Source organism: Mucilaginibacter celer, from assembly GCF_003576455.2.
Lineage (GTDB): Bacteria > Bacteroidota > Bacteroidia > Sphingobacteriales > Sphingobacteriaceae > Mucilaginibacter > Mucilaginibacter celer.
Map to the genome: position 1 here is coordinate 3,056,656 of NZ_CP032869.1, position 23,008 is coordinate 3,079,663.

Below are 23,008 nucleotides of genomic sequence, written 5' to 3' on the forward strand. Positions count from 1 at the left end.
AATTATCATCCTAAAAAGCTATTTTTGCGGTTCAATGGAGCACATTCGTAATTTTTGTATCATAGCACATATTGACCACGGCAAAAGTACACTTGCCGATAGGTTATTAGAATATACTAACACCATCACCCAGCGCGAATCGCAGGCACAACTGCTTGACGATATGGATCTGGAGCGCGAGCGCGGTATTACCATAAAAAGCCATGCCATACAAATGGACTATGAGCTTGACGGTCAGAAATACGTGCTCAACCTGATTGATACCCCCGGACACGTAGATTTTTCGTACGAGGTATCACGCTCGATAGCGGCCTGCGAAGGCGCGTTACTGATTGTTGATGCTGCCCAGGGTATCCAGGCGCAAACCATCTCCAACCTTTACCTTGCGTTAGAAAACGACCTGGAAATTATCCCTATCCTCAATAAAATGGACCTTCCGGGCGCTATGCCCGAAGAGGTAAAAGACCAGATTGTTGACCTGATTGGCTGCAAACGCGAAGAAATTCTGGCAGCTTCGGGCAAAACAGGCATGGGTGTGCATGATATTTTACGTGCTATTGTTGAACGTGTACCGGCACCGGTTGGTGATCCTAAGGCACCCCTGCAAGCGTTAATCTTCGACTCGGTATTTAACTCTTTCCGCGGTATTATCGCTTACTTTAAAGTGGTTAACGGCGAGATCCGCAAAGGCGATAAAGTAAAATTCGTAGCTACCGAAAAGCAATATTTGGCTGATGAGGTAGGTACGCTGAAGCTTCGCCCGCTGGCTAAGGATGTAATTAAAACCGGCGACGTAGGCTATATCATCTCGGGTATTAAAGAAGCCAAAGAGGTTAAAGTAGGTGATACCATTACCCACGTTGATCGCCCTTGTGAAGAGGGAATCCAGGGTTTTGAAGAGGTAAAACCAATGGTATTTGCCGGTATTTACCCGGTTGATACCGAAGACTATGAAGAACTTCGCGAATCAATGGCTAAGCTTCAGTTAAACGATGCTTCATTGGTTTTTGAACCGGAATCATCCGCAGCCTTGGGCTTCGGTTTCCGTTGCGGCTTTTTGGGTATGCTTCACATGGAAATTATCCAGGAACGCTTGGAGCGTGAGTTTAACATGACGGTTATTACCACCGTACCCAACGTATCATACCTGGCCCATACAACAAAAGGCGATGAGCTGATTGTAAACAACCCTTCAGATCTTCCCGATCCTTCGAAAATTGATTATGTAGAGGAACCTTATATTAAGGCAACCATCATCACCAAATCAGAATTTGTTGGCCCGGTAATGTCGCTTTGTATCCAGAAACGTGGTACCATCACCAATCAATCCTACTTAACATCCGAGCGCGTTGAGTTGATTTTTGAGATGCCGATGGGTGAGATTGTATTTGATTTTTACGATAAGCTGAAAACGATTTCGAAAGGTTATGCCTCATTTGATTATCACCAGATTGGCTACCGCCAGTCGGACCTGGTAAAACTGGATATCCGCCTGAACAGCGAGCCGGTGGATGCCCTGTCATCACTAATCTACCGCGGTAACTCGTACGATTTTGGTAAAAAGATCTGCGAGAAACTGAAAGAGCTTTTGCCACGCCAGCAATTCGAGATCATTATCCAGGCTTCTATCGGAGCCAAGATCATCGCTCGTGAAACAGTGAAAGCATTACGTAAAGACGTAACCGCCAAATGTTACGGTGGTGACATCTCGCGTAAGCGTAAATTATTGGAGAAACAGAAACAAGGTAAAAAACGCATGCGCCAGGTGGGTAACGTAGAGATCCCGCAATCGGCGTTTATGGCGGTTTTGAAATTAGATTAATTTAGATGCGAGATTTGAGACGAGAGATTTGAGATTAAACAATTTCATTTTTCTCATATCTCACATCTCACGTCTCATATCCAGATAATATGCAGCTTTTAGACGGAAAATACGTATCAGAAAAACTTAAGGTTGAAATAGCTGAAGAAGCAGCTAAAATATTGGAGAAAACCGGCAGGAAACCGCACCTTGTAGCGGTGTTGGTTGGTCATGATGGGGGCAGCGAAACCTACGTAGCCAGCAAAATGAAAAACTGCGAAAAGGTTGGCTTTAAATCATCATTGGTGCGTTATGAAGATGATGTAACTGAAGATGAATTATTGAAGAAAGTTGAAGAATTGAACGCCGATCCTGATATCGACGGCATCATTGTTCAGCTTCCGTTGCCAAAACATATCGACCCTGAAAAAGTAACCGAGCGTATTGACCACCGTAAGGATGTGGATGGCTTTCACCCGGTTAACCTTGGCCGCATGCAGCGCAACCTGCCATCGTTTATCCCGGCTACACCTTATGGTATCACTTTAATGCTTAAGGAATACGGCATTGAAACAGCCGGTAAACATTGTGTAGTTGTTGGCCGCAGCAATATTGTGGGCTCGCCAATGAGTATTTTAATGGCGCGCAACACCACTCCGGGCAACTGCACGGTAACCATTTGCCACAGCCGTACGCCCGATATCAAGAAATTTACGCTGGATGCCGACATACTGATTGTAGCCATCGGCAAAAAGAATTTTATCACTGCCGATATGGTAAAAGAAGGCGTAGTGGTAGTTGACGTGGGTATGAACCGCGAAACCTCAGAACTTACCAAATCGGGCTTTAAGCTTTACGGTGATGTTGATTTTGAGAACGTGGCACCAAAATCATCATGGATCACCCCGGTACCGGGAGGCGTAGGTTTGATGACCATTGTTGGTTTGTTGAAGAATACTTTGGCTTCGGCTAATAAAGAGGTTTATAAATAAACATTATCGTCATTGCGAGGTACGAAGCAATCCCCGATTAGCAGATTCGCCCTGTATAGTTCGGGATTGCTTCGTGCCTCGCAATGACGTTATTATAGAGTGCGTCTCACTTAAACCCTCCCCTCATCTTATCCCAAAACGAGGCAACTCCAACAAATACGCCTTCCTCCCTCACATCAACCGGATAAGTTTCGATAAAATCATTTTGGCCTTCGCCGCCTTTGCCTGTTTCCAAATCGTAAGTGTAACGATGATATGGGCATACTATCATTTTGCGTACGCATAAGCCCTCGCTCATATCAGCACCGGCATGCGGGCATTTGGCTGATGTGGCGTAAAGTTTTTCTTCAAAACCAACCAGGCAGATACTTTTGCCACCTGCTTTTACTTTCTTTATAAAGGGCTGATCTGCTGCGGGCACATCTTCAATCTTATACCATTTCATAAAACAGTACAGATCAAAAATCTATTTTCAGATTCATTACATTGGGGTTGCGGATCACCTCGTCCATGCTGGTAACGAGGGTAACCTCCCTCCTGTCGGCCGAGAGTACGGCCTTTGAGTTATCGATTTTTTTTACCGGGTGGGCAAACCTGAGGATCACCTTGTAGGGCATATCAATCAGCATAGCTTTGGCCATCATAAAAGTTGCCTTTGTTTTTTTCAGGAAGGCGTTGAACTTGGCTTTGTCAATAATGCGATAAAATTTATGCGGCGTAATATCGTACGAGTAATAGTCCTGCCCGGCCACCATTTGCCGCGCATCAATGGCCTTATTTGCCTTATCATTGGATGTAACTGCGTTGATTTGGCTGCTGAGGGCAATTTTGGATACATTTTGCAGATAGTACTGCAAGTCGTTAGCGTCTTTGGCCGTATGATTTAAGGTAACCTTCATCACACTCCTTTTCAAATTCATGTTAACCGAAAGCTCGCTGGTTTTTGCCAGTTCAATTTCTCCCGGACTTAATTTCTGCTGTGAACTATCGGGGATAGCACTGTAAAAATTAAGCGTTGTATCCTTAACCAAACTAAACTGCGGCGTTTCCTTTACCGAATCGGCCATGAGGTTAACCAATACCGATACAGCCCGGCTCATATCAAAACCATAGGTTACTTTACAGCTGCCATCGTCCTGAAAATCATACCGCTCTTCAATATCCACGCACGAACTACAGCATAACATTACCAATAAAACAAAAGGAAGGTAAATTTTTTTCATACGCGCGTCGGTTTTAAGCGGTGAATAGATGATTATTTCATTTTTACGAAATACGGTTTAATTGGTTCGTTTAAAACTACGTAATTAAATGATTAACGGCAAAGTTAAAAAGCTAAAAGCAGGAGGCCGAAAGCCGAAAGCCAAATCAACACCGTGTCATTATCATTTTACCACTTTGATGCTTTTAGCAATCGGCTTTAAGCTTTCAGCCTGATAGCTAAATCAACGCAATGTCATTATCTCATCCTGCTGTAATGCTTTTAGCCTTAAGCTTTAGGCTTTCAGCTTATTTAACTACCTTTGCACCCTCAAATTACTATGGCACACCAAATACCAGACGACGGCTCCCTGCTTCCTTTAATGGAAGAGTTTTACACCATACAGGGCGAGGGATATAATACCGGCAAAGCGGCCTATTTTATCCGCCTCGGCGGTTGCGATGTGGGTTGCCACTGGTGCGATGTTAAGGAGAGCTGGGATGCCGAGTTGCATGCGCTTACTGCGGCGGATACCATTGTAGCTAATGCAGCCCTGCATCCGGCAAAAGCGGTGGTGGTTACGGGCGGAGAACCACTTATTTACAATTTAGATTACCTTACCCACCAACTTCACGAAAAAGGTATTAAAACCTTTATCGAAACTTCGGGTGCCTATCCCCTTTCGGGCGATTGGGACTGGATTTGCCTCTCGCCAAAAAAATTCAAGGCGCCCACCCCGCATGTGGCCGAATGCGCACACGAGCTGAAGGTGATCGTTTTCAATAAATCGGATTTTGAATGGGCCGAGTATCACGCTAAAATGGTATCGCCCGATTGCAAGCTGTACCTGCAACCCGAGTGGTCAAAATCAAAAGAAATGACCCCACTTATTGTTGACTATGTGAAAGAAAACCCGCAGTGGGAAATTTCTTTACAAACACACAAATACCTCAATATTCCATAATATTTGTAACTTACGGTGTTATTAATTTACCGTAAAACAAATGAGGGTTGCTTTAGCTTTCCTGTTGTCGTTCCTGCTGTCTGTTAGTGTATGGGCACAACAAAAGCTATACTCTACCACCAACAAAGAGGCGCTCAATTTCATCTCGCTGGCTAATCAAAACATTGATGACCATTTGTACGATGAAGCCATCGAAAATATCCAGAAAGCCCTTAAAGAAGATCAGAAATTTATAGATGCCCGCGCCATACTTGGCGACCTGTACCGGATGAAACGCCTGTACAAGGAAGCTATTGAACAATACGGAAAGGTTATTGCACAAAACCCCGAATTTAACCGCGCTGTTTATTTAAAGCTTGGCGAAATAGAAATAAACGAAGCGCTTTATCCCCAATCTAAACTACATCTCGAAAAATATCTCACCTACACCGGTCTCCCTATTGAAAGCGGCACTTATGCGCAAAAACTTTTAGCCGATGCTAAATTCAGCATACAGGCAATGCAACACCCGGTGCCTTTTAAACCCGTTAATATGGGTGCCGAAATAAACACCGCTAACGACGAGTACCTGCCGGTAGCAACAGCAGACGAGCGGATGCTGATATTTACCCGTAAAATAAACAACAACGAAGATTTTTATAAAAGCGATAAAACAGACGGCAAGTGGGATACCGCTACTTACCTGAGCAGCCAGATCAATACCGAAAAATATAACGAAGGTGCACAGTCGATATCGCAGGATGGCAAGTACCTGTTTTTTACCGGTTGTAACCGCCCAGATGGTTTAGGTCGCTGCGATATTTTTATTGTACAGAAAAAAGGCGATGATTGGGCAAAGCCTTTTAACATTGGCGGCCCCGTAAATACCCCCGGATGGGAATCGCAGCCATCAATAAACTACGACGGGCGTACGCTTTATTTTGTAAGTAACCGCAAGGGTGGCTATGGCGGTTATGACATCTGGAAAAGTACGCTGAGCGATAAAGGCTGGAGCGAACCCGAAAATCTGGGCCCAAACATTAACACCGCGTACAATGAGCAATCGCCTTTTATACATCCCGACGACAGCACTTTGTATTTTAGCAGTAACGGCTGGCCGGGAATGGGCAATAAAGATTTATTTGTAAGCCGCATGGGCAAGGATGGCAAATGGCAAAAACCCGAAAACCTGGGCTACCCCATTAACAGCAACGGCGATGAGGGCGGCCTGTCGTTAACGGCCACCGGCGATTATGCCTTTTTCTCATCTAATAACCTGAATGGTTTCGGCGGTTATGATATCTATAAATTTGAGTTACCGGTTAACGTGCGGCCACGCAGAGTCACCTATGTTAAGGGATTGGTAAAGGACATCAAAACCAAACAACCGCTGGAAGCTGCTGTAGAGATTATCGATCTGCAAAGCAATACCCCTGTTTACCAGGATTACAGCGGCGAAGAACTTGGCGATTTCCTGGCTACGCTAACGTCGGGCAAAAACTATGGCCTTAATATTTCAAAAAGCGGCTACCTGTTTTATTCGGAAAACTTTTCGCTGCGAAACTACAAGGCTAACAAACCATTTGATATCGCTGTATTTCTTTCGCCTATTGAGGTTGGTAATAAGGTAATTTTGAAAAACATCTTTTTTGATACCAATAAATTTGATCTGGAAGCCGAATCAAAAGCCGAGCTGTTAAAGTTGATTGACTTTTTAGAGATGAACAAAACTGTGCGGGTTGAGATTTCGGGCCATACCGATAATGTTGGGCAACACCAAAACAACCAGGTACTATCCGAAAACAGGGCAAAATCGGTCTATCAATATTTGGTGGCACATGGCATTGCGGCATCGCGCCTGGTTTATAAAGGATACGGAGAAACGCAACCCATTGCACCAAACACAACCGATGACGACCGGGCTCGAAACAGGCGTACCGAATTTATGATTATAGCTAAGTAAGCGGAAAGCTTAAGGCAGAAAGCTAAAAGCACTATAAACTAAATCAATATAAACTCTAAATTCATGATAAAAGCTTTATGCCTTTGGCCCTAAGCTTTCAGCTCATTACCTAAAAATGAAAAAATCGATAACGTTACTTTGTACTGGCTTACTTGCATGCGCGTTTGTTTATAAAACTATTGATGCCGGCAAACCCTGGCAAGGCAAAATGCAGCAATTACCGGGCAGGCTTGAATGTGAATTTTATGATGAAGGCGGTGAAGGTATAGCATACCACGATACCGATAGTGTAAACAACGGAAGCGGCAAACTTAACCCTGCAAACGGAACTTTTCTCAACGAATTCAGGATGAAGGAGGGCGTAGATATTTCTTATACTAAAGGCAATGATATTGATAATAGCCCATTTAATTTTAATAAAGCGGCACTACGTGAAGGGAATCAACTTTATATCGGCTGGACACAGCCTGGCGAATGGATAAACTACACAGTCCAGGTAACTAAAACAGGTACTTATTCTATCGCGGCACTATATACATCCAATGGTAATGGTTCTATATCCCTTGACGTTGATGGAAAGGATGCGACAGGACCGATGGTAATAGCTTCTACACATGATGATCGCGACACCGTTAAATGGAGACAGTGGCATCATTGGAATGTTTCGGACGTTATTGGTACAATAAGGTTAAAAAAAGGGATCCACTTAATCAGGTTACATATTGTGGCTAACGGCAATATGAACTTAGATTTCATTTACATCGGCAAAATTGATAAATCAAAAGGCCTTCAAATTGCATTCGAAGGCCTTTAATCAAAATCACAAAATTTTCTTAGTTTCCTAATTCCGACATGAATTTAATACGCATTAGCTGTACTTCTTCGCGGGTGTAATCATCGCTTCCCAATTCGGCCAAAGCTTCATCTATCGAGTCGGCTTCTGCTGTGCGGAAGTAATCGAATACTTCTTCCTGCTTATCCTCGTCAATAACCTCGTCTATATAATAGTTAAGGTTAAGTTTGGTGCCCGAGTTAACTATTGTTTCCACCTCTTTCAATATCTCCTCGTAAGTAAGGCCTTTTGAAGCGGCAATATCATCAAGATTAAGGTGCCTGTCGATATTTTGGATAATGAACACTTTTAATGCCGATTTATTGGCGGCACTCCTGATCACCATATCAATAGGGCGGTCAATATCATTATCTTCAACGTATTTCTGGATCAGATCGGTAAATGGCTTGCCGAATTTTAAGGCCTTACCGGCACCAACACCCGAAATTTGTTTCAACTCTTCGGTATTGATTGGGTAATGCGTGCACATTTCCTCTAATGATGGATCCTGGAATATTACAAAAGGCGGTAAACCTTTTTGCTTGGCCAGTTTTTTACGCAGCTCTTTAAGCATTTGCAGCAGTTGGGTATCCAGCGCACCGCCGCTTTGTTTTGGGCCTTCATCATCGCTATCATCGTCGGTGGCTTCCATTACCCTGTTCAGCACAAAGCGGATGCCGTGCGGATTATCAATAAATGAATTACCCGATTTGGTTAAGCGCAATAAACCATACTGGTCAATATCCTTCGAAACATAGTTATTGAGCAATGCCTGGCGTAAAAGCGAGTTCCAGAGGTTTTTACCCTGCTCCTTGCCCGATCCGTAGTAATCCAGCTGATCGTGCTCGTAATTTTTGATCTGGGCGTTTTCCTCACCCATCAAAATGCTGATGATGTGATGATCGTCAAATTTCTCGCCGGTGTGTTTAATCAGGCTTAAAACTTTATGCAGGTGCTCTTCGCCGTCAAAATGTTCTTTATGGGCGCAGCAGTTATCGCACATGTTATTGCAGCCGGCCTCATTAAAGTTTTCGCCAAAATAATGCAGCAACTGTTTACGACGGCAAACCGATGATTCGCAATAATCAATAACTTCTTTTAATATCTGGGTACCTATTTCGCGTTCCGAAACAGGTTTATCCTTCATAAATTTCTGTAGCTTATCAATGTCTTTTTCAGAGTAAAAAGCCACACAAACACCCTCGCCACCATCGCGGCCGGCCCTGCCGGTTTCCTGGTAGTAGCCTTCCATGCTTTTAGGCACATCATGATGGATCACGTAACGTACATCGGGTTTATCGATGCCCATACCAAAGGCTATGGTGGCCACAATTACATCAACATCTTCCATCAGGAATTTGTCCTGCGTGTCTGCCCTCACTTTGGCGTCGAGGCCGGCATGGTAAGGCAGGGCTTTTACACCGTTAAGGTTGAGCGCTTCGGCAACTTCCTCAACTTTTTTACGGCTCAGGCAATACACTATGCCGGATTTGCCTTGATTTTGCCTCACGAACTTTACAATTTCCTTTATCACATTGCGTTTGGCACGCACTTCATAAAACAGGTTGGCCCGGTTAAATGATGATTTGTAAACAGTAGCATTGTTCATCTGCAGGTTTTTCTGAATATCCTGCTGAACTTTTGGAGTAGCCGTAGCTGTTAAGGCAATGATAGGTATGTTTTCGCCGATATTGCTGATAACCTGGCGTATTTTGCGGTACTCGGGCCTGAAATCGTGCCCCCACTCCGAAATACAGTGTGCTTCATCAACCGCTACAAATGATACATGATTGAGGCGCAGAAAATCGATATTTTCCTGTTTGGTTAATGATTCGGGCGCAACGTATAATAATTTGGTTTTGCCGCCCAGCACATCTTCCTTAACCCTGGCTATTTCTGATTTTGTAAGAGATGAATTTAAAAAGTGGGCTATACTATCCGATCCGCCGAAAGCCCTTAACTGATCAACCTGGTTTTTCATCAGGGCTATCAGTGGTGAAATTACTATTGCTGTGCCATCGCTCATTAAAGCGGGTAACTGATAACACATCGACTTGCCGCCACCGGTAGGCATAATAACAAACGTATCATTGCCCGCCAGGATGTTGGTTATTATCGCTTCCTGCTCCCCCTTAAAATTATCAAACCCGAAAAAATTCTGGAGATTGTCAAATAGCGATTTCTTTGCTTCTATCATTATTTTAACAAATTCTTAAATTGTATTTAAAAGTTTAAAGTAACAAAATTTTAAGAATAAACGATGGATTTACTTTTAAATTTTATATAAAAATGATTATTAAATGAAAAACAATTTCTTTGTATTGTCATTTATAAACCCAATGAACCTGCTTAAATTTTTCCGCTAAATTATTTAGTTTTATTTAATGGATTATTAACAGATTATTGTTCAATTTTACGCAGGTGGTACCAAATTAAAATTCTTTTATAACCCCATGAACGAAAACTATTATGCTATAATTATGGCGGGCGGAATTGGCAGCCGTTTTTGGCCGATAAGCCGCACAACACACCCAAAACAGTTTATCGATATCCTTGGAACAGGCAAAACTTTAATTCAAAACACGTACGAACGTTTCCTGAAAGTATGCCCTAAAGAAAATATTTACGTTGTCACCAACGAAAATTATACAAAACTGGTTAAGCAACAACTACCGGATATGGCCGATCAGCAAATCCTGACCGAGCCCGTAATGCGCAATACAGCACCCTGTGTGGCCTATGGCTGCTTTAAAATTGAAAGCCTTAACCCCAACGCAGCCATTGTTGTTGCCCCATCCGATCAGCAGATCCTTGATGAAGAAGCTTTCATAACAGCCATCGAAAAATCGCTGGCAACTGCTGCTGCAAACGATTACCTCATAACACTTGGCATAAAACCCTCGCGCCCCGATACAGGTTACGGATATATCCAATATACCGATAACGTTATTAATGATGAATTTCATAAGGTAAAAACGTTTACAGAAAAACCAACGCTCGAGATAGCCAAAACTTTTATTCAAAGCGGCGACTTTTTGTGGAACGCGGGCATTTTTGTATGGTCGGCGCGGGCTATTGTAAAAGCTTTTGGCCAGCACTTGCCGGATATGCATGAGATTTTTGCTGAAGCGAGATCAGTTTACAATTCAGATAACGAAAAACAATATATCCACACCGCATACCAGCAATGTATCAATATTTCGATTGATTACGGTATCATGGAAAAAGCTGATAATGTTTACGTTTTGCCATCAGATTTTGGCTGGAGCGATTTGGGTACCTGGGCCTCAATTTATGATTTGGCCGAAAAAGACTATGTAGGCAACGCAGTAATCCCTGCCGAAAAAGTGATCATGTACGATTCGTCAAACTGCATGGTAAACGTACCCGGCGAAAAACTTGTGATACTACAGGGTCTGCACGATTTTATCGTGGTAGAATCAAACAACTCCCTCCTCATCTGCCCCCGCGACCAGGAGCAAAATGTGAAGCAGATTGTAAATGATGTGAAAAGCAGGTTTGGGGCGAAGTATATTTAACCCCCCCCCCGCCCCCTGAAGGGGGTGCTTACTTGCATCAGCATTTTTTCTATAGGCTTAAAAACAAAAAGCGTTGCTCCTGGTAACGCTTTTTGTTTTTAAGTGTTTTAGCACCCCCTTCAGGGGGCGGGGTGGGTTCTCTGCCTTATCGCCTCATATAAAATAATCCCCGTAGATACCGATACATTTAATGACTCGATCTCGCCAAACATAGGGATCTTGGCTAAATGATCTGAGATACGGATGATCTCGTTGCGGATCCCGTCTTCTTCTGAGCCCATTACTATCGCCGTAGGCACGGTATAATCGGGGTTATAAATGTTATCCTGAGTTTTTTCTGTGCAGCAAACCAGTTGCAGGCCCGATTCCTGTAAAAACCTTACTGTTTGCATAAAGTTATCGTGGCGGCATACCGGGATTTTATACAACGCCCCGGCCGAAGTTTTGATAGCATCCGGATTAATCTGTGCCGAGCCTTTTGCGGGGATCACAATGGCGTGCACACCTGCACACTCGGCAGTACGGGCAATGGCGCCCATGTTGCGTACATCGGTTACACTATCCAAAACCAATATCAGCGGTACCTCTCCTTTTTCAAACACATCGGGAATGATATTCTCAATTTTTTGATACACTATGGGCGAAATAACCGCAATTACACCCTGGTGATTTTTCTGGGTGATGCGGTTCAGCTTTTCAACCGGTACTTGCTGGGCCGTGATCTGATACTCGGTCATCAACTCCTTAAGCTCGTGGATTAGGCCGCCGCTTATGCCCCTTTGTATAAATAATGCCTCAATCTCTTTACCCGAACGGATAGCTTCCACTACCGCCCTGATGCCGAAAACCATTTGGTTACTCTCGCGCTGAGGTCTTGAATTAAATGCCATTTTACTAATCAAATTTTAGCAAAAGTAGCTATATTAATTGATTAAGCACTTATTGAACTGATAACCCTAATCGGTTTACAATCAAGGCGCCCGTATTGCTATCAACACCTCAAAACTTTATTAACATCTGGTTAAACTACTGTGAATCAAATCCGCGCAAACATTCTCAACAAGTTTTCCACACATTATTGTTAGTTAAAAAGCTTCAAATTATTGCCCTGTGTATGATTATTTTAAATTACCAATACACTATGTTAAGTGTTTGGCTAACCGGCCCAAACATTTTTTGTATATTTTTGTACCCTTATGAGTTTTGATAATAACAACCAGTACAACAAACCGAACACTTTTGAACGCCGGGGCCGAATAGCCAATCCAAGCCCCTTCCCGGCGGGAGCCAAGCTTCCCCCTCAGGCTACTGATTTAGAAGAGGCCGTTTTAGGTGCGCTGATGCTGGAAAAGGATGCCCTATCATCAGTTATTGATGTTTTAAAGCCCGAAGTTTTTTATCAAACCAATCACCAGAAAATATTTTCGGCAATAAAAATACTGTTTGAAAAAACACAACCGGTAGATATACTTACCGTTACAGCCGAATTACGCCGATTGGGTGAACTGGAAATGGTGGGCGGCGCATACTACATTACCGAGCTTACCAGCCGGGTAGCTTCTGCAGCTAATATCGAGTTCCACTCGCGTATTATTATCCAAAAATTCATCCAGCGCGAACTGATCCGCATCTCTACCGAAGTAATCAATAACGCTTACGAAGAAACCAGCGACGTTTTTGACCTGCTGGATATGGCCGAAAAAAACCTGTTTGAGATAGCGCAAAGCAACTTACGCCGCGATGCCCGTAATATGGACGATTTGGTTCATGAAGCTTTACGCGATATCGAAGCACTAAAAGATAAAAAAGACGGCTTAACCGGCGTTGCATCCGGCTTCACCGGCCTTGACAGGATGACTTCGGGCTGGCAAAAATCCGACCTGGTGATCATTGCCGCTCGTCCGGCGATGGGTAAAACGGCTTTCGTATTAAGCTGTGCCCGTAACGCGGCCGTTGATTTCGACAAGCCGGTGGTGGTGTTCTCGCTCGAGATGTCGTCGGTACAGCTGGTTAATCGTTTGATTGCCGGTGAGGCCGAAATTGAACAGGAAAAGATCCGTAAAGGAACACTGGAAGAGTGGGAATGGCAGCAGGTACACTCTAAAATCGGCCGGTTAGAAAAAGCTACTTTTATCATCGACGATACCCCGGCACTTAACATTTTCGAGTTCAGGGCCAAATGCCGCCGTTTAAAATCACAATACGATATCCAGCTCATCATCATCGATTACCTGCAGCTGATGCACGGTAAAGCCGAAGGTAAAGGCGGTGGCGGTAACCGTGAGCAGGAGATCAGTAGCATTTCCCGTGCACTGAAATCGGTAGCGAAAGAATTGAGTGTGCCGGTTATCGCGCTATCTCAGTTAAGCCGCGCGGTTGAGAGCAGGCCGGGTAACTCGAAAAGGCCAATGCTATCAGACTTACGTGAATCGGGCGCTATCGAGCAGGATGCCGATATGGTACTGTTCCTTTACCGCCCCGAATATTATGGTTTAACCGAGGATGAGGAGGGTAACCCAACGCAGGGCGTGGGTGAAGTAATTATCGCCAAACACCGTAACGGTGAAACGGGTACGGTCCGGCTCAAATTCGTTGGTAAATACGTGAAGTTTGCCAACCTGGAAGAGGATATGAATGGCTTCCCGCCTCCGGCCGGCAATGCCTTTTCAGGATTAACTCCATCACAGGATTTTGATAAGCAAAGTAACTTTATTATTCGCCCATCGAGGATGGATGATATGGATGATGAAGCGCCGTTTTAATTTGGGATTTCGGATGTTCGATTTCGGATTTAACATTTAGATAAAAGAATAAAAGCTTGGCCAAGGCCAAGCTTTTATTCTTTTATACCCCCTGTATATTGCGCTCGTTTTTAACCTAACGTGTACCCATATCTTGTTAAGCCAATAGTTTAATTAAGTATTTTGTCATTCACCTTTAGTAAGATATGAGGACATGACAGGTTGCAACGAGCGCAAGCTTTAATTTTAAAAATTATTAATTAAATCCGAAATCGAACATCCGAAATCCCAAGTCAAAATCATCCTAAATCAAAAAATCAATCCTAATATTACGCCTATAATAATCACAAATGGCGTTTTTATTTTGGTGAAGTGCAGCAGCAAAAAAGTGCCGGCCATCAAGAGGTAAGCTATCCAGTTTAACCCAAAGGGGCGCACCAACAAAATAAGCGCTGTAGCCATAAAACCTACCGCCACAGCATTAATTCCGCTTAGCGAGTTTTTAATACGGGTGATCTTTTTCAAATCCTCCCAAAAGGGAACTATAAATAAGATAAGAATCAGCCCTGGCGTATTGATGCCGATAACAGCTACAAGGCTACCTATCACCTGCCCCCAAACATTATAACCTTTGTTACCGAGCGTTATTCCTCCTAAAAACGAAGTAAAGGAAAAAGTCGGCCCAGGTAAAGCTTGCTGCAAAGCGTATCCTGAAAGAAATTCGGACCGGCCTAAGTAATGTTTCACCTCCACAAACTCGGTATACATCAAAGGAACCAAAACCTGCCCTCCGCCAAAAATGAGGATGCCATTACGATAAAAATTTTCGAACAAACGAATAGGTAAACTAAATGGCGATGTTTGATTTACCACCGCGCCCAACGCAGCAAAGAACAGCAGGATACCAATAAAATAGCCTACTTTATTGGGGTTAACATTGGCATAAAGTTTAACCCGCAACTCATTTTCCTGCTGATGGGTTTCCATAGCTGATGATATGATACCACCCAACAAAATCAATATCGGGAAAGCATAAGCATTCTGTAAGATCAGCGTAACCAGCAACGATCCTATGGCCAGCATCCTGCTCACCTTGGTTTTCAAAAACTTATTGGCAAAAGTGTAGGTAGCATAGGCAACTATCCCCACCGCTATAGGCTGTACATAACTGATAACATGCGCAAATTTGGCTTTGTTGGCAAACATATTATAGCTGATAGCCGCCGCGCACATAATAGCAGCTGAAGGCAGCACCCAGATTAAAAAAGTAATGATAGCGAGCCTTAAACCGCCAACCTTCCAGGCTACTCCCACCAGCGTTTGGGTAGATGACGGGCCCGGTAACACCTGCGATAGGGCATTAAGTTCCATCAACTCATCTTCGGTAACATAACCCCGCTTCTCTACAAACTCACGCAGCAAAACGGCAATATGCGCCTGCGGACCGCCAAAGGCAGTGAATGTATAGATCAAAACATCCCTGAGAAATAAGAGCTGCCGTTTTTTCATCTAAGTAAGGGAATCTATTTTTTTTAATTCCCTCCCTTGGGAGGGGTGTGTTGGGCCGTGTGGTGGCAGGGAGGGGTTTGTACGCTATGTTTTTTTGACATTTCTGGCGAAGAAACCCCTCTCTACACCCTCCCATGGGAGGGAATCGCACAAGCCCTTGCTTTTATCTCGTTTAAAAATTAATAATCGTCATCATCCTCTTCAAAACCAATAGCCTGGCGATATACTGCCTGCAACTCAGAAAACGCATGGTTATCACGCTTCTCTTTGGTGATCTTCATGCCGGTTTCGTAGGTTTTGATGGCATCATCTTTACGGTTCAGGGCTTCGTAAAGTTTGCCGAGGTGATAGTAGGTACCTACGTAATTGGGGTGGTTATTTACCAGGTCTTCGTAGTATTCAAGCGCCTTATCTGTCTCATTTAAACGCAGATACTCGGTGGCCAGCGCATATTTCAGAAACTCATCATTCGGCTCACTTTTTATAAATTCCAACAGCTTGTTCAATCTGTTCAACTCCATTTTAAACTCTCTCTTTTTTAACTAAATTTGCAAAAACCTATTGATATGAAGATTCTGGTATGTGTAAGTAATGTTCCTGATACCACCACAAAAATAACTTTTACCGATAATAACACGCAATTTAATACAAACGGGGTTCAGTTTATCCTTAACCCTTACGACGAAATAGCCCTTGCCCGCGCCATCGAACTAACCGACGGCGGCAAAGGTACGGTAACTGTAATTAATGTTGGTGACGCTACTACCGATGCAACTATCCGCAAGGCTTTGGCCATTGGCGCAACGGATGCCGTTCGCGTTAACGCTAAACCGCACGATGCCTGGTATGTAGCCTATCAGATAGCGCAATATGTAAAAGCCAACCATTTCGATCTGATCCTTACCGGTCGCGAATCGATTGATTATAACGGATCGAAAGTTGCCGGTATGCTGGGCGAACTGCTCGATCTGCCATCGGTATCCATCATTAAAAAATTAGACGCCGGTGACAGTGACGCTACCGTTGAACGCGAAATAGAAGGCGGCAAGGAAGTATTAACCATCCCCTATCCTTTTGTAGCCGGTGCAGCCGAAGGCGTTGCCGAACCAAAAATCCCGAACATGCGCGGTATTATGGCAGCACGTACCAAACCGCTAACCGTTGTTGAGCCGGTGGAAGTAAAAACTTTTTCGGAAATTGTGAGCTATGAAACACCTGCTCCACGTGGCCAGGTAAAACTGGTTGCTGCTGCCGAAACAGCCAAATTGGTTGAATTGTTGCACAACGAAGCTCGTGTTATATAAATACATCTAATACTACAGATAACTATGTCAGTTTTAATATATGCGGAAAATGCCGGGGGCACATTCAAAAAATCGGTTTTCGAAGCCGTTTCTTACGCCCGTGCCATTGCCGATCAAAATAATACTACCCTTACCGCCGTATCCATAGGCAATGTTGACGCTGCCGAACTTGCCACCTTAGGCAAATACGGAGCTAACAAGGTACTGAATGTATCGGGCAATAAGCTGAAGGATTTTGTAAACCAGGCCTATGCTTCGGTTATTGCCGAGGCTGCTAAAAGCGAAGGCTCGGCTATTGTTGTTTTATCCAATACTTTTTCGGGCCGTGGTTTAGCGCCTCGTATAGGTGTTAAACTGGAAGCCGGTGTGGCTGATGGTGTTGTTGCGTTGCCGGTTCAGGATGGCGGATCATTCAAAGTAAAAAAGACGGCTTTTTCAGGGAAAGCTTTCGCAACCGTCGAACTTACTTCGGCAATTAAAGTGCTCTCACTTGTGCCTAACTCCTACAAAGTAGTTGAAACCGATGGCACCGCCGAAGTTGTTGACTTTAAAGCAGAAGCCAAAGATTCGGACTTTAAAGCGATGATCAAAGATATTGTTCGCGCAAGCGATAAGGTATCCTTACCGGATGCCGAGATCGTAGTTTCGGGTGGCCGCGGTATGAAAGGCCCGGAAAACTGGGGACTGATTGAAGAGCTGGCATCGCTTTTAGGTGCGGCTACCGCATGCTCAAAACCGGTATCAGACGCCGGTTGGAGGCCGCATAGCGAACACGTTGGACAAACCGGCATAGCTGTCAGTCCAAATTTGTATATTGCAGTCGGAATTTCGGGTGCTATTCAGCACCTGGCGGGAGTGAGTTCATCAAAAGTTATTGTAGTAATAAACAAAGATCCCGAAGCACCGTTTTTCAAGGTAGCTGATTACGGGATTGTGGGCGACGCTTTTGAAGTACTGCCTCAATTAATAGCAGCCGTTAAACAATATAAAGCTTCGGCATAAATACTGGTGATGGGGAATAACATGAAAAAAATTAAGCTGGATATTGTTGGATTATCTTATAGCCAAACGCAATCCGGCGCGTACGCACTTGTGTTAGGCGAGGTAAGCGGTCGCCGCAGGCTTCCGATTATCATCGGAAGCTTTGAGGCCCAGGCTATTGCCATCGAAATTGAGAAGATGACGCCCAGCCGTCCGCTTACACACGACTTATTTAAAAGCTTTGCCCAGGCCTACCAGATAGAGGTGCAGGAAGTGATTATTTACAATCTTGTTGATGGCATATTTTACGCCAAGCTTATTTGCAGCGATGGCAAACGCAACGTAGAGATTGATGCCCGTACATCTGATGCCATTGCCGTAGCCGTACGCTTTGATTGCCCTATTTTTACTTACGAATTTATTCTTTCGACAGCTGGCATTGTGATTGAAGGAAACGACTTTGTTTACTTAGAGAACATTAACGAAGCGCCAGAAGAAAAATCGGTAGCCGCATCTGTAAGCGGATACGCTTCAATCAGCACCGAAGAACTTAAAGCCAAACTACAGGAAGCTCTCGCCGAAGAATCGTACGAGAAAGCAGCCAAAATCCGCGATGAACTGAATAAGCGAAAAGCTTCCTGATTTCGGAATTCGGATTTGAGATTTCGGATTTTTGAATGCCTTCTTTTATTTCAATTTATTATTTAGTATTCTCCATCAATAAAAATAACAGGAACCCTTAACCGGGTTTCTGTTAATAAGCGTAATTTCTGCAAGGGTAGTTTTCTGATTTACATTTATTTCACTACTTTCCGCTTTTTAATTTAATACTGATCAAAATTTTTTAAATCCGGTACCATATGAATATTAAGTTCCGCTTAATACTGATGAATTTTATGCAGTTTTTTATCTGGGGGGCCTGGTTGCTTACCATCGGTGCATATTGGTTTCAGGACAAACATTGGTCGGGCGCACAATTTGGGGCAATATTCAGCACGATGGGTATTTCGGCTATCTTCATGCCGGCACTAACAGGTATTATTGCTGATAGGTTTATCAATGCCGAAAAACTATACGGCATGATGCACATTTTAGGTGCATGTACCCTGTTCACCTTACCTCAAATAACTAATCCATCGGCATTTTTCTGGGTGATGTTATTGAACATGGTATTTTACATGCCAACATTATCATTATCTATCACAGTAGCTTATTCAGCATTAAAAGGCGGAGGTAAGGATGTTGTTAAAGATTACCCGCCAATCCGTATCTGGGGAACTATAGGTTTTATTGCTGCATTATGGACGGTGAGTTTAACCCACAACGAAACCTCTCCAAACCAGTTTTATATTGCATCGGCTGTAGCATTAGCTTTGGGTTTGTATTCTTTCAGTTTACCTAAATGTCCGCCTCTTTCAGCAAAAACTACGCATAAATCGTTTACCGATTCGCTGGGGCTAAATGCTTTCAAATTATTTAAAGATCCAAAGTTTGCTATCTTCTTTGGCTTTTCAATGTTATTAGGAGCTGCATTACAATTAACCAACGCTTACGGTGATACTTTTATACAGGATTTCAAAAATATTTCCATTTATAAAGATTCTGTGGGTGTTAAATACCCTGCTATCATCATGTCGATATCGCAGTTTTCTGAAACATTCTTTATCCTGGCTATCCCTTTCTTTTTACGCAAGTTCGGTATCAAATATGTGATGCTGTTCAGCATGCTGGCGTGGGTATTACGATTTGGGTTATTTGCCTTCGGCGACCCTGCAGGCGGCCTTTGGATGATCATCCTATCATGTATTGTTTACGGTATGGCTTTCGATTTTTTCAACATCTCTGGTTCATTGTTTGTTGAAACACAGGCTACTCCAGATATCAGAGCCAGTGCACAAGGTTTGTTTATGATGATGGTGAACGGCTTCGGTGCTTTCTTCGGCAGTATCATAAGCGGTATTGTGATCGACAAATTTTTCCTGTTGCCCGGCGGCGAGAAAGATTGGCATGGCATCTGGTTAAGCTTTGCAAGCTACGCGTTGGTGATCGCCGTTATATTCCCGTTTGTTTTCAGGTATAAGCATAATAAGGCTTTGGAACATGCTATTAAGCATGCGTAGTTTCTGAACCGGGATTTGGGGAGATTTTTGGGGTTAATAGGATCTGAGGATAGTATAAAAAGAGAAGGCTCGCAGTACTCGCGAGCCTTCTCTTTTTATACTTTTTTGGAATTCCTGCGAATCCCAAAAATCTCCCCAAATCCCGGTTCAGACTATTTCTTTCTCCCCATCGCATAATTAATTCCACCCAGCAGGTGCTCCAAATACAACGGTTCTGAATACGATGCATCGGTATGTCCAAGCGCGGTATAAAAAGCCCTGCCGCCATCAAAGTTGTGATACCAGCTCATGGGGTGGTTATCGCCGTTTTCGCCGCCGGTATAAGTTTTCTCATCTATTTTAATCAGCACATGCAGGTCGTCGGCAATCCATTTGTAGTTATACCATTCGTCGAGGCGTTTCCAGGTTTCGGGCAAGTGTTTGGTGGCAATAAAATTTTTATCAACCACATTCAATACGGCTTCCTGTTGTTGCTTAGGATGGCTTTTAAAATAAGCGCCTACCAATTTACCGTACCATGGCCAATCATATTCGGTATCGGTTGCAGAGTGAACGCCCACAAAACCACCTCCGTGCTTAATATACTGCTCAAACGCAGCCTGCTGGCTATCGTTCAATACATTGCCGGTGGTACTTAAAAATATCACCGCTTTATACTGTTTTAAATTATCGGCAGTAAATTTTTCTGCATTGGTTGTAGTATCCACATTAAAGTTATTTTCCTCTCCCATTTTCATAATAGCAGGAACACCTACCGCTATCGAATTATGGTGAAAACCGGCAGTTTTACAGAATACCAGTACTTTCTCTTTAGCAATTGCCTGGCTTAAGGCTGTGCCTATTAAAAGGCATAGGGTAAGTAGTTTTTTCATGGTTGATTTGTTAGTGAGTAGTTGATTGAGTTGATTAAGTGAGTGGTCATCCGGCGAATGAAGCAGAACCACTCACTCAATCAACCACTCACCTAATCAACCAACTATAAATTTCCTTTCTTTAATTCATCTACAGCAAAATGAGCAGCGCGCGCCGTCATGGCCATATAAGTTAACGATGGGTTTTGACAAGCTGCCGAAGTCATGGCAGCACCATCGGTAACGAAAACGTTTTTGGCATCCCAAACCTGGTTATTACCGTTTAGTACCGATGTTTTTGGATCACGGCCCATACGCGCGGTGCCCATTTCGTGGATACCGTCACCTACGTTGTGGCCGCGGTCGTGGGTTTCAACGTTTTTAACGCCCGCGCTTTCCAGCATGGCTTTGGCTTCGCGAACGATATCGATACGCATCTTCTTTTCGTTTTCTTTGATCTCGGCATCCATGGCTAATATTGGTAATCCCCATTTATCCTTTCGGGTTTTATCAAGGGTGATTTTGTTTTCGTGATATGGCAGCAATTCGCCAAAGCCACCTATGCCAATAGTCCACGGCCCCGGTTCGGTAAGCGCATCTTTATAGTTAGCACCAATATTCAACTCCGCAATTTCCCGGCTCCAACCCATGCGGCTCGCGGCGCCCTGGTAGCCAAAACCACGTAGGTAATGGCGCTTATCACCAAACAGGTTGGCAAAGCGTACTACATAAATGCCATTTGCGCGACGGCCATAGTAATATTTATCCTCAAATCCTTCCACCAATCCGCTTGCGCCGAGGTTATAGTGGTGATCCATAATATTATGTCCTAACTCCCCGCTGCTGCTGCCCAAACCATCAGGCCAGATGTCGGTAGCCGAGTTCATCAGCACCCAGGCGCTGTTCAAGGCCGATGCATTTACGAAAACTATTTTCGAGTAAAACTCATAGGTTTGATTGGTTTCGGCGTCAAGCACTTCTACCCCTTTCGCCTTTTTAGTATCCTTATCATATAGGATTTTTGTAACGATAGAGTATGGCCTAACCGTTAAATTGCCCGTAGCCAAAGCTGCCGGCAAGGTTGACGATTGCGTACTGAAATATCCGCCAAACGGACAACCCTCCCAGCACCGGTTCCTGAACTGGCAAGCCGTACGCCCCGGGATAGCGGCCGTTAAGTTAGCCGAGCGACCAATGATCATGTGCCGTGTGCCATTATAATGTTTTTTAATCCGTGCAGCTACATCCTTTTCAACCGCGTTCATATCCATTGGCGGCAGGTAATGCCCATCGGGCAATTGCGGCAATCCTTCCAACGAACCGCTGATACCTGCAAATTTTTCTACATGATCATACCATGGTGCTAAATCTTTATAGCGGATGGGCCAATCAATCGCCCAGCCATCCTTCGCGTTTGCTTCAAAATCAAAATCGCTCCAACGGTAACTTTGCCTTCCCCATAAAATAGAACGGCCACCTAATTGATATGATCGCCACCAGTTAAAAGGTTTGATCTCGGTATAGGGTGCGGCCTGCTCATCGGTCCAGTAATCCATAATAGGTTCGCTCGCGCCCCAGTTACGCGAAATTACCGGGCGTTGCTTACGCTGTGCCTGCGTTGGTGCACCGGCGTGATGGCGATCCCATGGGTCTTGATTGGCGGTTTTGTAGTCTTTGATGTGTTCAAAATTCCGACCGCGTTCAAGCATAATGGTTTTAAGCCCAAGTTCGGTAAGCTCTTTGGCAGCCCAGCCGCCACTGATACCCGAGCCTATTACAATCGCGTCGTAGGTGTTATTCTCCTTAGCCTTGCCGTTTATGTTAGTTAATGGCATAATACTACTATTGGTTAGTTTGTTTAAAATTGGTTGGTAGGAATTGGTTAAAACAAGTATATCAATTAAAATTAATTATTGCAATCGATTGTGAAATTATGATTTTTTCTGAACCGGGATTTGGGGAGATTTATGGGATGGGCAGGATTTTGTCTGAACTCGAATTTGGGGGAATTATTAGAATTTTTGGAATTTGCTAATCATTCTGTTAATTCATTAATTTCATAAATTCCGGTTCAGACAAAACAAAATCTGATCAATCTTAAAAATCCACCCAAATCCCTGTTCAGAAAAAATCAGCGGAATCAACGCAATCACTCCTCCCATCAACGGTCAAAATCGATGTAATCAGAAACTAAAGGGTGTAATCCCAAAAAACAAAAATCCGAAATCCCA

The 23,008-nt window shown here is 43.7% G+C and carries 19 protein-coding genes; 11 read left to right on the forward strand and 8 right to left on the reverse strand.

All coding sequences use genetic code 11. The features are described 5' to 3' along the window. The first annotated feature begins 34 nt into the window (after window positions 1-34). Together lepA and HYN43_RS12090 are read left to right on the forward strand one after the other, a co-directional pair. Window positions 35-1,822, forward strand: coding sequence for a translation elongation factor 4 (gene lepA / locus HYN43_RS12085; protein WP_119409588.1), 1,788 nt, complete (start codon window positions 35-37; stop codon window positions 1,820-1,822). Window positions 1,823-1,911: 89 nt separating this feature from the next. Continuing rightward, window positions 1,912-2,793, forward strand: coding sequence for a bifunctional 5,10-methylenetetrahydrofolate dehydrogenase/5,10-methenyltetrahydrofolate cyclohydrolase (locus HYN43_RS12090; protein WP_119409589.1), 882 nt, complete (start codon window positions 1,912-1,914; stop codon window positions 2,791-2,793). 106 nt (window positions 2,794-2,899) lie between these two features. Here the strand turns inward: HYN43_RS12090 and HYN43_RS12095 are convergent, their stop codons facing one another. Together HYN43_RS12095 and HYN43_RS12100 are read right to left on the reverse strand one after the other, a co-directional pair. After that, window positions 2,900-3,238, reverse strand: coding sequence for a Rieske (2Fe-2S) protein (locus HYN43_RS12095; RefSeq protein WP_119409590.1), 339 nt, complete (start codon window positions 3,236-3,238; stop codon window positions 2,900-2,902). A gap of 13 nt (window positions 3,239-3,251) precedes the next feature. Further along, window positions 3,252-4,016: a hypothetical protein gene (locus tag HYN43_RS12100; protein WP_162996431.1), complete on the reverse strand. Its 765-nt coding sequence runs from the start codon at window positions 4,014-4,016 to the stop codon at window positions 3,252-3,254. A 318-nt stretch (window positions 4,017-4,334) separates the two neighbouring features. Between HYN43_RS12100 and HYN43_RS12105 the strand changes: the two genes are divergently transcribed. From HYN43_RS12105 to HYN43_RS12115, 3 genes are all read left to right on the forward strand, one after another. Beyond that, window positions 4,335-4,958, forward strand: a complete 624-nt coding sequence (locus HYN43_RS12105; RefSeq protein ID WP_119409592.1) for a 7-carboxy-7-deazaguanine synthase QueE — start codon at window positions 4,335-4,337, stop codon at window positions 4,956-4,958. 40 nt (window positions 4,959-4,998) lie between these two features. Next, window positions 4,999-6,900 carry an OmpA family protein gene (locus tag HYN43_RS12110; RefSeq protein WP_119409593.1) on the forward strand — a complete coding sequence of 634 codons (1,902 nt, stop codon included), beginning with the start codon at window positions 4,999-5,001 and terminating at the stop codon, window positions 6,898-6,900. A 115-nt stretch (window positions 6,901-7,015) separates the two neighbouring features. Then, window positions 7,016-7,714: a carbohydrate-binding protein gene (locus HYN43_RS12115; protein WP_205589924.1), complete on the forward strand. Its 699-nt coding sequence runs from the start codon at window positions 7,016-7,018 to the stop codon at window positions 7,712-7,714. Between the two features lie 19 nt (window positions 7,715-7,733). Here HYN43_RS12115 and recQ read toward each other — a convergent pair whose 3' ends face one another. Beyond that, window positions 7,734-9,926 carry a DNA helicase RecQ gene (recQ, locus tag HYN43_RS12120; RefSeq protein ID WP_119411218.1) on the reverse strand — a complete coding sequence of 731 codons (2,193 nt, stop codon included), beginning with the start codon at window positions 9,924-9,926 and terminating at the stop codon, window positions 7,734-7,736. Between the two features lie 259 nt (window positions 9,927-10,185). Between recQ and HYN43_RS12125 the strand changes: the two genes are divergently transcribed. After that, window positions 10,186-11,271, forward strand: a complete 1,086-nt coding sequence (locus HYN43_RS12125) for a mannose-1-phosphate guanylyltransferase (protein ID WP_119409594.1) — start codon at window positions 10,186-10,188, stop codon at window positions 11,269-11,271. A 119-nt stretch (window positions 11,272-11,390) separates the two neighbouring features. Here the strand turns inward: HYN43_RS12125 and rlmB are convergent, their stop codons facing one another. Beyond that, window positions 11,391-12,161, reverse strand: a complete 771-nt coding sequence (rlmB, locus tag HYN43_RS12130; RefSeq protein WP_119409595.1) for a 23S rRNA (guanosine(2251)-2'-O)-methyltransferase RlmB — start codon at window positions 12,159-12,161, stop codon at window positions 11,391-11,393. 306 nt (window positions 12,162-12,467) lie between these two features. On the opposite strand from rlmB, the gene dnaB reads away from it, so the two are divergent. Then, window positions 12,468-14,033, forward strand: a complete 1,566-nt coding sequence (gene dnaB, locus HYN43_RS12135) for a replicative DNA helicase (protein ID WP_119409596.1) — start codon at window positions 12,468-12,470, stop codon at window positions 14,031-14,033. A 288-nt stretch (window positions 14,034-14,321) separates the two neighbouring features. Here the strand turns inward: dnaB and chrA are convergent, their stop codons facing one another. After that, window positions 14,322-15,521, reverse strand: a complete 1,200-nt coding sequence (gene chrA / locus HYN43_RS12140; protein WP_119409597.1) for a chromate efflux transporter — start codon at window positions 15,519-15,521, stop codon at window positions 14,322-14,324. A gap of 179 nt (window positions 15,522-15,700) precedes the next feature. After that, window positions 15,701-16,042: a tetratricopeptide repeat protein gene (locus HYN43_RS12145; RefSeq protein WP_119409598.1), complete on the reverse strand. Its 342-nt coding sequence runs from the start codon at window positions 16,040-16,042 to the stop codon at window positions 15,701-15,703. A gap of 45 nt (window positions 16,043-16,087) precedes the next feature. On the opposite strand from HYN43_RS12145, the gene HYN43_RS12150 reads away from it, so the two are divergent. From HYN43_RS12150 to HYN43_RS12165, 4 genes are all read left to right on the forward strand, one after another. After that, entirely contained in the window at window positions 16,088-16,825 is a 738-nt protein-coding gene (locus HYN43_RS12150; protein WP_119409599.1) for an electron transfer flavoprotein subunit beta/FixA family protein, read from the forward strand. A 24-nt stretch (window positions 16,826-16,849) separates the two neighbouring features. After that, on the forward strand, window positions 16,850-17,827 hold the full coding sequence (locus tag HYN43_RS12155) for an electron transfer flavoprotein subunit alpha/FixB family protein (protein WP_119409600.1): 978 nt from the start codon (window positions 16,850-16,852) through the stop codon (window positions 17,825-17,827). A gap of 21 nt (window positions 17,828-17,848) precedes the next feature. Further along, on the forward strand, window positions 17,849-18,448 hold the full coding sequence (locus tag HYN43_RS12160) for a bifunctional nuclease family protein (RefSeq protein ID WP_119411219.1): 600 nt from the start codon (window positions 17,849-17,851) through the stop codon (window positions 18,446-18,448). A gap of 218 nt (window positions 18,449-18,666) precedes the next feature. After that, on the forward strand, window positions 18,667-19,926 hold the full coding sequence (locus tag HYN43_RS12165) for a nucleoside permease (RefSeq protein WP_119409601.1): 1,260 nt from the start codon (window positions 18,667-18,669) through the stop codon (window positions 19,924-19,926). 152 nt (window positions 19,927-20,078) lie between these two features. Here HYN43_RS12165 and HYN43_RS12170 read toward each other — a convergent pair whose 3' ends face one another. Both HYN43_RS12170 and HYN43_RS12175 read right to left on the reverse strand, forming a co-directional pair. Next, window positions 20,079-20,798, reverse strand: a complete 720-nt coding sequence (locus HYN43_RS12170) for a ThuA domain-containing protein (protein ID WP_119409602.1) — start codon at window positions 20,796-20,798, stop codon at window positions 20,079-20,081. 104 nt (window positions 20,799-20,902) lie between these two features. Further along, window positions 20,903-22,612 (reverse strand): GMC oxidoreductase, encoded by a 1,710-nt coding sequence (locus HYN43_RS12175; protein ID WP_119409603.1) that lies wholly within the window; start codon window positions 22,610-22,612, stop codon window positions 20,903-20,905. Window positions 22,613-23,008: the final 396 nt, after the last annotated feature.

Excerpts from the sequence above, each read along its gene's own strand:
- dnaB (WP_119409596.1), top strand. The coding sequence starts at position 12,468 with ATGAGTTTTGATAATAACAACCAGTACAACAAACCGAACACTTTTGAA.
- HYN43_RS12175 (WP_119409603.1), bottom strand. The coding sequence starts at position 22,612 with ATGCCATTAACTAACATAAACGGCAAGGCTAAGGAGAATAACACCTAC.
- HYN43_RS12110 (WP_119409593.1), top strand. The coding sequence starts at position 4,999 with ATGAGGGTTGCTTTAGCTTTCCTGTTGTCGTTCCTGCTGTCTGTTAGT.
- HYN43_RS12125 (WP_119409594.1), top strand. The coding sequence starts at position 10,186 with ATGAACGAAAACTATTATGCTATAATTATGGCGGGCGGAATTGGCAGC.
- HYN43_RS12105 (WP_119409592.1), top strand. The coding sequence starts at position 4,335 with ATGGCACACCAAATACCAGACGACGGCTCCCTGCTTCCTTTAATGGAA.
- HYN43_RS12100 (WP_162996431.1), bottom strand. The coding sequence starts at position 4,016 with ATGAAAAAAATTTACCTTCCTTTTGTTTTATTGGTAATGTTATGCTGT.
- rlmB (WP_119409595.1), bottom strand. The coding sequence starts at position 12,161 with ATGGCATTTAATTCAAGACCTCAGCGCGAGAGTAACCAAATGGTTTTC.
- HYN43_RS12095 (WP_119409590.1), bottom strand. The coding sequence starts at position 3,238 with ATGAAATGGTATAAGATTGAAGATGTGCCCGCAGCAGATCAGCCCTTT.
- HYN43_RS12170 (WP_119409602.1), bottom strand. The coding sequence starts at position 20,798 with ATGAAAAAACTACTTACCCTATGCCTTTTAATAGGCACAGCCTTAAGC.
- HYN43_RS12150 (WP_119409599.1), top strand. The coding sequence starts at position 16,088 with ATGAAGATTCTGGTATGTGTAAGTAATGTTCCTGATACCACCACAAAA.
- HYN43_RS12155 (WP_119409600.1), top strand. The coding sequence starts at position 16,850 with ATGTCAGTTTTAATATATGCGGAAAATGCCGGGGGCACATTCAAAAAA.
- chrA (WP_119409597.1), bottom strand. The coding sequence starts at position 15,521 with ATGAAAAAACGGCAGCTCTTATTTCTCAGGGATGTTTTGATCTATACA.
- HYN43_RS12115 (WP_205589924.1), top strand. The coding sequence starts at position 7,016 with ATGAAAAAATCGATAACGTTACTTTGTACTGGCTTACTTGCATGCGCG.
- HYN43_RS12090 (WP_119409589.1), top strand. The coding sequence starts at position 1,912 with ATGCAGCTTTTAGACGGAAAATACGTATCAGAAAAACTTAAGGTTGAA.
- HYN43_RS12145 (WP_119409598.1), bottom strand. The coding sequence starts at position 16,042 with ATGGAGTTGAACAGATTGAACAAGCTGTTGGAATTTATAAAAAGTGAG.
- HYN43_RS12165 (WP_119409601.1), top strand. The coding sequence starts at position 18,667 with ATGAATATTAAGTTCCGCTTAATACTGATGAATTTTATGCAGTTTTTT.
- HYN43_RS12160 (WP_119411219.1), top strand. The coding sequence starts at position 17,849 with ATGAAAAAAATTAAGCTGGATATTGTTGGATTATCTTATAGCCAAACG.
- lepA (WP_119409588.1), top strand. The coding sequence starts at position 35 with ATGGAGCACATTCGTAATTTTTGTATCATAGCACATATTGACCACGGC.